This window comes from Candidatus Krumholzibacteriia bacterium, assembly GCA_035649275.1.
Lineage (GTDB): Bacteria > Krumholzibacteriota > Krumholzibacteriia.
The window spans coordinates 180,759-189,639 of record DASRJW010000101.1 but is presented as its reverse complement, the minus strand read 5'-3'; the positions used below and the strand labels follow the sequence as shown (position 1 = coordinate 189,639).

Genomic DNA, 8,881 nt, shown 5'->3' with positions numbered 1-8,881 from the left:
AAACGGCGCTGCGGCGGCGACGGAGCGGCGATGCTATCCTGCCCGCATGACGCACCCCGAGCCGCTGGCGACCGCAGCCGCACCGAGAGTCGAGCCGAGCGAGCCCGCTTCGGTCACCGCGGACTTCAAGGATGTGCTGCGGGATGGGCGCTTCCGCCTGCTGCTCCTCGGCAACTTCGTCAGCACCGTCGGCGACTGGCTCGCCTTCATGGCGCTCTTCAGCCTGACCTCGTTCGAGTGGAAGAAGGGCGTGAGCGGCGTCAGCCTTCTCGGCATCGCCTACACCCTGCCCCTGGCGCTCCTCTCCCCCGTGGCCGGCGTCTGGGTGGACCGCTGGGAGCTGCGGCGGGTGCTCGTCTCCACGGCGGCGCTCCGCGCTCTCATGGTGCTGGTCATGGCGGTGTGGCCGCGTTTCTGGGCCACCTGCCTCTTGCTCGCCGTCCACCAGACCGTGGCGGGCTTCTTCAACCCGGCCCAACACAGCGCCCTGGCGCGGCTCGTGCGCCGGGAGCATCTGCTGGTGGCGAACGCGCTCAACACGCAGGGCACGCAGCTGACCAAGATCCTCGGGCCCGGCATCGCCGGCTTGCTCGTGGCCTGGCTCGGCCCGCGCGGCTGCTTCCAGTTCGATGCCGTCATGCTGATGACGGCCGCGCTCCTCCTCACCCGTCTCCCGCGCCTGCCCGGAATCACCGCAGACCGCGCCCCCTTCGCGCGCGAGTTCCGCGCCGGCCTGCATTTCCTCGAGCATGCCGTGCGCCTGCGCGCCGTCATCCTGCTCCTCACCCTCGGCTTGTGCGCCCTCGGCGGTTACATCGCCGTCATGCCCATCTTCGCCCGCGACCGGCTGGAGGCGGGCCCCCGCGTCATGGGTTTCATTGTCTCCGGTCTCGGTGCCGGCGCCGCGCTCGGCGCCTTCGCCGTCACCCACTCGGGGAAACGCTGGGACAAGCTCTGGTCCATCTGCAGCGGCGCCTGCATCGCGGCGCTGTCGCTCTGGCTCGTGTCGCGCACCTTTCATGTCGGCATGGCGCTCGCCGCCTCGGCGACCCTCGGCTTTGGGGCGATCTGCATGCTGGTCCCGGCGTACGCGCTCTTGCAGGAGGAAACGCCGCCCGCTCTCCTCGGGCGCGTTCTCAGCCTCGCCATCGCGGCGTTGTCGTTGGCTCAGGTGCTCGGGATGGCGATCGCTGGCGCCGCGGCCTCGCGACTGGCGCCGGATCATCTGCTCGCCTGGGAGGCCCTGCTCCTTGGCTGCGCTGCCCTCGTCTTTTGCGTCTGGAGCTTGCGGCGACGCGGGCCCCGTCCCGGCGCGGGCCGTGACACGTGCGGATTGCCCTCCACATAGAAGCGCCAGGGCCGTACGGCATCCTCGCCGGCGTAGTCGACCCCGATGCGGGCGCTCTGCCCGATGCGTTCGCCTGGCGCCAAGGTGCCGCCTGCGATCCAGAGATCCGGACCGCAGAGGTCGGCGCCGTTTTGACGACGGGTCACGGAGAGAGCCTGGCACAGCTTCCCTGGACCGCTGAGCAGCGCGGTCAGGCGCTGCACGCCGCGCCGCTCGCGCATGGGCTCGATGCCTCGGACCGGCTCCAGGGCGCGGAGGAGCACGGCCTCGGGGCGGCCCGGAGGTTGGCAGACGACGTTGAGCATGTCGTGGACGCCGTAGACGAAGTACACGTAGGCGTAACCCGGGGGGCCGAACATGACCTCGTTGCGCGCGGTGCGGCCATGCCGGGCATGGCAGGCCTGGTCCTCGGCGCCGACGTAGGCCTCGGTCTCGACGATGCGCCCGGCAAGCATGCTGCCCTCGACGCGGCGACAGAGGATGCAGCCGAGGAGCTCGCGGGCGACGCAGAGGGCGCTGCGGGCGTAGAAAGCGCGTGGCAGGGGAGAAGGTCGGTGCGGTGGCATGGCAGGGCTCCGGTGCAGCGGCGCCACGCATGGTAGCAGAGCTTGACAGCAGGCGAGCCGGTCCAGACGATGGCTATGAGGAGGGCGGCGGCACGGGCGGTGCAACGTCGCCTCCGCCTGCACGGGTATGATGGCTCGCCGGCTCCAGGCCCTCGAGCCGGCACAGAGCGTGGAGCGGTCTCGGGAGGAAGGCGATGGCAGAGCGCGAAGTGCTCGAAGTGGACGTGCTGTTCGTCGGCGCCGGGCCCGCCTGCCTGGCGGGGGCCCTGCACTTGGCGAACCTGGCGCGCCAGCACGACGAGGCCGTGGCGCAGGGCGCGCGCGCCGGGGCGCCGCTCGGCGAGCTCCAGATCGCCGTCATCGAGAAGGCGAGCGAGGTGGGGATGCACTCCCTATCCGGCGCCATCCTGGATCCCCACGCGCTCCGCGAGCTCATGCCCGATTTCGAGGCTCAGGGCTTCCCCGCCGAGAGCCCGGTGACCGAGGACGCGGTCTACTTCCTGACGGCCAAGAAGCACCTCAAGTTCCCGGTGACGCCGCCGCCGTTGCAGAACCACGGCAACTACCTCGTTTCCCTGCACCAGGTCACCCGCTGGCTCGCCAGCAAGGTCGAGGCTGCCGGCGTCAACGTCTTCGCCGGCTTCGCGGGCAGCGAGATCCTCTTCGAAGGCGACCGCGTCGTCGGCGTACGCACCGGGGATCGCGGCGTGGACAAGCAGGGTCAACCCAAGAGCAACTACGAGCCCGGCATCGACATCCGCGCCCGGGTCACGGTGCTCGGCGAGGGCAGCCGCGGCAGCCTGACGAAGGAGCTCATTCCGCGGCTCGGCCTCGATCGCGACTCCCTGCCGCAGCTCTATGCCACGGGCGTCAAAGAGCTGTGGCGGCTGCCAGCGGGAAGGCTGCACCCCGGGCGGGTGCTGCACACCCTCGGCTGGCCGCTGCCGCAGGACCTCTACGGCGGTGGGTTCATCTATCACATGAGCGGCGACATCCTCTCCCTCGGCTTCGTCACCGCCCTCGACTACAAGCACCCCGACACCGATCCGCACCTGCTCTTCCAGAAGTACAAGACCCATCCGTTCATCGCCGCGATGCTGGCCGGCGGCGAGATGGTGGCGTACGGAGCCAAGACCATTTCCGAAGGCGGTTACTACACCATGCCTCGGCTCTACGCCGACGGCGTGCTCCTCGTCGGCGAATGTGCCGCCTACCTCGACGCCATGCGTCTCAAGGGCGTCCACCTGGGGATGAAGTCGGGGATGTTGGCAGCGGAAACCCTCGTCGACGCCCTTAAAGCCGGCGACACCAGCGCGGCGACGCTACGGGGCTATCCGGAGCGCTTCGAGAAGAGCTGGGCCCGTAAGGAGTTGCACCGCGTCCGCAACTTCCGCCAGGGTTACGAACGCGGCCTCGTGCCCGGGCTGATGCACACGGGACTGCAGCTGCTGACCGCCGGCCGCGGTGTCTTCGAGCGCCGCCGTCTCGATCCGGACTACACCCACATGCGCCGTCGCCACGAACTGAACGGGGCCCAGGCCCCGGCACCAGTGCCACTCGACGAGAAGCTCACCTTCAAGAAGCTCACCGACGTCTACCTCTCGGGCACCAACCACGACGAAGATCAGCCCTGCCACCTGCGCATCGCCGACTTCGACATCTGCAACGAGCGCTGCACGGCGGAGTTCGGCAACCCGTGCCAGCACTTCTGTCCGGCCAGCGTCTACGAGATGGTGGAGAAGGAGAACGGCCGCCGCGAGCTGGTGGTCAACTTCACCAACTGCGTGCATTGCAAGACCTGCGACATCATGGACCCGTACCAGATCATCCAGTGGGTTCCCCCCGAGGGCGGCGGCGGTCCCAGCTACGTGAACATGTGACGCCGCCCATGTCCGGCCACCCCACCCACCCACACGACGCCGCGCCCGGCTGGTCGTTCTGCCCGCAGTGCGCCACCCGGCTGGAAACGCGGCTGTTGCGGCCCGGCGAGCCCACGCGCCTCGCCTGCCCGGCCTGCGACTTCATTCTCTTCCTCGATCCCAAGGTCGCGGCGGGCTGCATCCTGGAGATCGACGGACGCATCGTCCTCTTGCGCCGCGCCATTCCGCCCGCCGTCGGCAAGTGGGTGTACCCGGGCGGCTACGTGGACCGCGGCGAGACGGTGCCCGCAGCCGCCGCACGCGAGGCGCTCGAGGAAGTCTGCTTGCAGGTAGAGCCGCGCTCGCTCCTCGGCGTCTACTCTTACGCGGGAAGCCCGATCGTCGTCGTGGTCTATGTAGCGGAAGTCGTCGGTGGCACGCTCGCCGTCGGTGACGAAGCCCTCGAGGTGCGCACCTTCGCCCCGGAAGCGCTGCCGTGGAACGATCTCGCTTTCCCCAGCACCTTCGACGCCCTCGCCGATTACTTGCGCCGCGTGCATGCCATGGAGCCGCCTGCCGACGCCACCGATCCTGCGCCTCCTTGAACTCTCACGCTTCTTCCCCCACGAACTCTTCGCAAACCGCGGGCACGGAAGCTGCTGTGCCGGCCTGCTGGGATCCCGAATCGAGTCGCGACGGACCCCTCGGGGACAGCGACGGAAACGGCCCTCCCAGAGCGGAGAGGCCAGACGCGCTCGCTTCCAGACGCAGGGAGGCGCGGGGATGCGGAGACTCCGTGCACGCATCGGTGCGGGCGCAGCGCTGCACAGCGCCGCGAGCAGCGCCAGCAAGAGCATCGGCTTCGGCTTGCTGCTGCTCTACGGGCACGCTCTCACACCCGCCGACTTCGGCGTCCTCGTTCTCCTGTACCTCACCACTTTCCTCCTCGACGGCATCGCGATCCAAGGTCTGACGGCGCGGATCCTGCGCCAGCACGCTCTCGCCGCCGGCGAGGACGACCCGTCGCGCCGGCGCGTCGTCACCACGGCGTTCGTGCACACGGTGGCGAGCGGCGCGGTGCTTTTCGGCCTCCTCGCCCTCGCTGCCGGCCCGGCGAGCCTGCTCTTCTTCCGCGAGCCGCGTTGGAGCACGCTGCTCCAGCTCATGTGCATCGCCGGCTTCCTCCGCGCCGTGCAGAACGTACCGCGGCAGATGCTGCGGGCCCGCGGCCGGTCGGGCTGGCTCGATGGCCTCCGCCTCGGCGATGCGGTGGCGGCGGCGGTGCTCAACATACTGCTCGTCGTCGGTGCCGGCCTCGGCCTGACCGGCGTCGTCTACGGCGAGGTGCTGCGCGAGGGCGTCGCCACGCTGCTGCTCGTCTTTACCTTGCGTCGCGACCTCTGCCATGCGCCCTCTATGGTGGCGCTGCGTCGCTTGCTGCGCGATGGCTGGCCGCGGCTGCGGCGTGAGCTGCCCAATCTGGTGCTGGCGGCGAACGATCGCTACTTCCTCGCCTTCTCGACTTCGGTCAGCCTGATCGGGACCTACGGTTTCGGACTGCGCCTGGCACAAGCCCTCGGTGACTTCGTCGTGCAACCACTCCTCGGCCTCGTCCCGGGTCTCCATGCGCCGGACGGAGCTGCCGAAGGCAGGCGCGAAGTCTTCGGCCGTTTCTTGACCTACTTCGTGGCCCTGGCCGGCCTCGTAGCTCTCGCCATCGCCGTGTTCGCCCCCTCCCTGCTGCGCATCGTCTGCCAGCCGGACTACGAGGGCACGGCGTGGATCCTGCCGCTCCTCCTCATGGCCTTGGCTATCGGGGGGGTGCAAAAGCTGTTGCTGGTGTGCCTGCGTCTCGAGGGTCGTCCGGCGCCGCCGGTGCAGCGCGCCACCTTCGCCGCCGCCGTTCTCAGCCTCACCGGCAATGCCTTGCTGGTACCGAAGCACGGCGCCCTCGGCGCCGCCTTCACCGCCGTCCTCGCCCAGTCGCTGCTCTGCGCCATGGTGCTGGTGGCGGCGCGCCGCAGCCAGTTGCTGCGCTTCGAGCCCGGCCGTCTGACCAAGGTCGCCGCCGCTCTCTTCTCCAGCTTCTACATCGCCGGTTTCGTGATGCCCGACGATCTGGTGGGACAGATCGCCGCGGCCTGGGCGATGGTGCTGCTCTACCCTGCGCTGCTCGGCGTCTTCGGCTTCTACACCGTGGCGGAGGTCGAGCGCCTGCGCGACCTGTTCAACCACCGTATCGGCAAAGCGGCATCCAAACCCGCTGACCGCAAGGATTTCCCCTTCCCTGCCGTGACCGAAGCCGCGGACGACGCCGAGCTCGTCGGCGCCGGCGCCGAACGCCAGCGTTCCTGAGCTGACGCCCCTCCTGCCAACCACTGCTGCACTCTCCCAGTTCGCTCGGCCGTTTGACTGGGGCGAACCGGAGCGCGCGCCGCGCCGCACGTGCTATTCTTCCCCACGAAGTCGAACCTCGCCGAGTTGGCCCGTTCCCCATAGCGGGGCGGGCGTGTCTCCCCTCGAGAGTGCGGGAATCCATGAGGAGGAAGAGAGATGCCGGTCAAACCCATTCCTGACGGCTTTCACACCTTGACACCCCATCTGGTCATGAAGGATGCAAGCAAGGCGATCGATTTCTACAAGAAGGCTTTCGGTGCCGAGGAGATCGCTCGCATGCCGGGGCCGGGCGGCAAGATCATGCACGCCATGATCCGGATCGGCGGCTCGTTTCTGATGCTCAACGACGAATTCCCCGACATGGGCGCAAGCGGTCCCGAGAGCATCGGGGGCTCGCCGGTCACGATCCACATCTACGCGGACAACGTGGACAAGCTCTGGGAGAAGGCCCTGGCGGCCGGGGCCACCGTGGCGATGCCGCTCGGCAACATGTTCTGGGGTGACCGCTACGGGTCGCTGGTCGACCCATTCGGCCACCGCTGGTCGCTGGCCACCCACATCGAGGATGTTCCGCCCGCGGAGATGGCAAAGCGGGTGGCGGCGGAATTCGGGAAGTAGGCGAGGGCGGGAGGACAGCTTACGCCGTCGCGACGAGGCTGGCGACGGTTTCCACGTGGGGCGTGTGTGGGAACATGTCGACGGGTTGCACGCGTTGCAGCCGGTAGTCGCCATCGACGCAGAGAAGCTGGAGATCCCGCGCCAGAGTGCTCGGGTTGCAGGAAACATAGAGAAGGAGTGGCGCGCGCAGGCGCCGCAGGCCCTGCACGACGTCGGGGTGCAGCCCCGCCCGGGGCGGGTCGGCGATGATGCGTTGCGGGGCGCGCTCCCCTGTCGCACTGCGCAGGAACTGGCGCACGTCCGCCGCCACGAAGCGGCAATTGTCGATGCCGTTGAGGCGAGCGTTGCGCTCCGCGTCGGCGACGGCGCTCTCCACCTGCTCGATGCCCGTTACCCGGCGCGCCCTACCCGCCAGGGAGAGCGCGATGGCGCCGGTACCGGCGTAGAGATCCAGCACTTCCTCCTCGCCCCGCAGCTCGGCCCACTCCGCCACCAGGGCGAAGAGGCGCTCTGCCTGCTCCGGGTTCGGCTGGAAGAAGGACGCCGCGCTGATCTGGAAGCGCAGGCCCCCGAGGACGTCTTCGATCACGCCGGGACCGTGCAGGATCTCCTCCTGTTCGCCGGTCGCAATCATGGCGCGTCCGCTGTTGATGGTGCGGACGATGCTTACCACGGTGGGGAATTCGGCAGTGAGCGCCGCCACGATCTGCTGCCGGTTCGGCAACGTGCCGGCAGCGGTGACCAGGTTCACCAGCATCTGTCCGGTGCGCTTGCCCTCGCGCACCACCAGATGGCGCCAAAAACCCACGTGCCGCCGGCTGTGGTAGGCAGGCAGACCCGAGCTCGCCGCCAGCTCCCGCACCCGCGCCACGATGCGGTTCGAGGTTTCCGACATGAGATAGCAGGCGTCCAGATCGAAGACGCGGTCGAAATGTCCCGCCGTGTGCAGACCCAGCACGATGCGACCGTCGGGCCCGTCGAAGAAGCCGAACTCCATCTTGTTGCGGTAGAAGAAGGGGTGCGGCGCGGCGACAGCGAGCGGCACCTCCAGGTCGCGGAAGCCGCCGAGGCGCGTCAGGGCGTCCTGCACCAGCTGCGTCTTGGCGCGTCGCTGCGCTTCGTACTCCAGCTCCTGCCAGCTGCAGCCGCCGCAGACATCCAGATGGCTGCAGCGACCTGGGCCGCGTTCGGGGGCGGGGCGCAGGACTTCCACGGTGCGCGCCTGGACGAAGTTGCTCTTCACCCGGCGTACCTGGGCGCGGACGCGCTCTCCCGGGAGCGCCTTCTCGACGAAGACGACCAGGCCGTCGTGACGGGCCACACCGTGACCCTCGGCGGACACGCGTTCCACCTCGACATCGAGCTCTTGTCCGCGGCGGATTTGCATCGAACGAAGCCTAGCACAGGCGGCCGGCGACGAGCCGGCCGCCCTCTACCGAAGCAGAATCAGGTCGACTTCTTCTTGAGCTCGACGGGGAACTCGATGGTGACCTCATCGCCGAGCAGGGTGCCGCCCTTGTCGAGGGTCTTGTTCCAGCTGACGCCGAAGTCCTGGCGGTTGATCTTGGTCGTGGCGTTGAAGCCGCCGCGCTTGCCCATGGGCGTGTCGCCGAAGCCGAGCGCCTCGAGCTCGATGACGACGGGCTTGGTGACGCCACGGATGGTGAGATCACCGGTGACCTTGAAGTGACCTTCGCTCGCACCTTTCTCGAACTTCGTGCTCTTGAAGGTCACGGTCGGGAACTTCTCCACATCGAAGAAGTCAGCACTCCGCAGGTGGTTGTCCCGTTGCGTGTTGCCCGTGTTGATGCTGGTTGCTTGGATGCTGAGCTCCACCGTCGACTTGGTCGGGTCCGCTTCGTCCCAAGACACCGTGCCGGTGAAGTCTTCGAAGCGCCCCGGGACCTGGGTGAAGAAGTGCCGCACTTTGAAGCCCGGCGACGAGTGGGCTTTGTCCAAGTCGTAGACCTCCGGCGCCGCCAGGGCGACCGACTGCAGCGCCAGGCACGTCAGGGCGACGAGCGCTGCGAGCAACTTGCGTGCGTGCATGCGAACCAAGCTCCTTTCTCAGTGCGGAGGCTGTCCTACCCTTG

7 protein-coding genes and 1 pseudogene are annotated in these 8,881 nt (G+C 68.6%); 5 read left to right on the top strand and 3 right to left on the bottom strand.

All coding sequences use genetic code 11. The features are described 5' to 3' along the window. The first annotated feature begins 46 nt into the window (after positions 1 to 46). Positions 47 to 1,231 (top strand): annotated as a pseudogene (locus tag VFE28_10710) (MFS transporter). On the opposite strand, the gene VFE28_10705 reads toward VFE28_10710, so the two are convergent. Then, positions 1,222 to 1,914 carry a DNA-3-methyladenine glycosylase gene (locus VFE28_10705; protein ID HZM16466.1) on the bottom strand — a complete coding sequence of 231 codons (693 nt, stop codon included), beginning with the start codon at positions 1,912 to 1,914 and terminating at the stop codon, positions 1,222 to 1,224. The pseudogene VFE28_10710 and the gene VFE28_10705 overlap by 10 nt on opposite strands. Before the next feature lie 194 nt (positions 1,915 to 2,108). Here VFE28_10705 and VFE28_10700 point away from each other — a divergent pair, with 194 nt between their 5' ends. The 4 genes from VFE28_10700 to VFE28_10685 all read left to right on the top strand — a co-directional run bounded on the left by VFE28_10700 (position 2,109) and on the right by VFE28_10685 (position 6,788). Continuing rightward, positions 2,109 to 3,794, top strand: a complete 1,686-nt coding sequence (locus tag VFE28_10700; GenBank protein ID HZM16465.1) for an electron transfer flavoprotein-ubiquinone oxidoreductase — start codon at positions 2,109 to 2,111, stop codon at positions 3,792 to 3,794. A gap of 8 nt (positions 3,795 to 3,802) precedes the next feature. Beyond that, positions 3,803 to 4,378, top strand: a complete 576-nt coding sequence (locus VFE28_10695) for an NUDIX hydrolase (GenBank protein ID HZM16464.1) — start codon at positions 3,803 to 3,805, stop codon at positions 4,376 to 4,378. Positions 4,379 to 4,556: 178 nt separating this feature from the next. After that, complete coding sequence (locus VFE28_10690) at positions 4,557 to 6,128, top strand: lipopolysaccharide biosynthesis protein (GenBank protein HZM16463.1); 1,572 nt, start codon at positions 4,557 to 4,559, stop codon at positions 6,126 to 6,128. A 198-nt stretch (positions 6,129 to 6,326) separates the two neighbouring features. After that, entirely contained in the window at positions 6,327 to 6,788 is a 462-nt protein-coding gene (locus tag VFE28_10685; GenBank protein ID HZM16462.1) for a VOC family protein, read from the top strand. Between the two features lie 19 nt (positions 6,789 to 6,807). On the opposite strand, the gene rlmD is transcribed toward VFE28_10685, so the two are convergent. Both rlmD and VFE28_10675 read right to left on the bottom strand, forming a co-directional pair. Further along, a complete protein-coding gene (gene rlmD / locus VFE28_10680) occupies positions 6,808 to 8,175 on the bottom strand; it encodes a 23S rRNA (uracil(1939)-C(5))-methyltransferase RlmD (protein ID HZM16461.1) in 1,368 nt (455 codons plus the stop codon). Positions 8,176 to 8,234: 59 nt separating this feature from the next. After that, a complete protein-coding gene (locus VFE28_10675) occupies positions 8,235 to 8,837 on the bottom strand; it encodes a YceI family protein (GenBank protein ID HZM16460.1) in 603 nt (200 codons plus the stop codon). Positions 8,838 to 8,881: the final 44 nt, after the last annotated feature.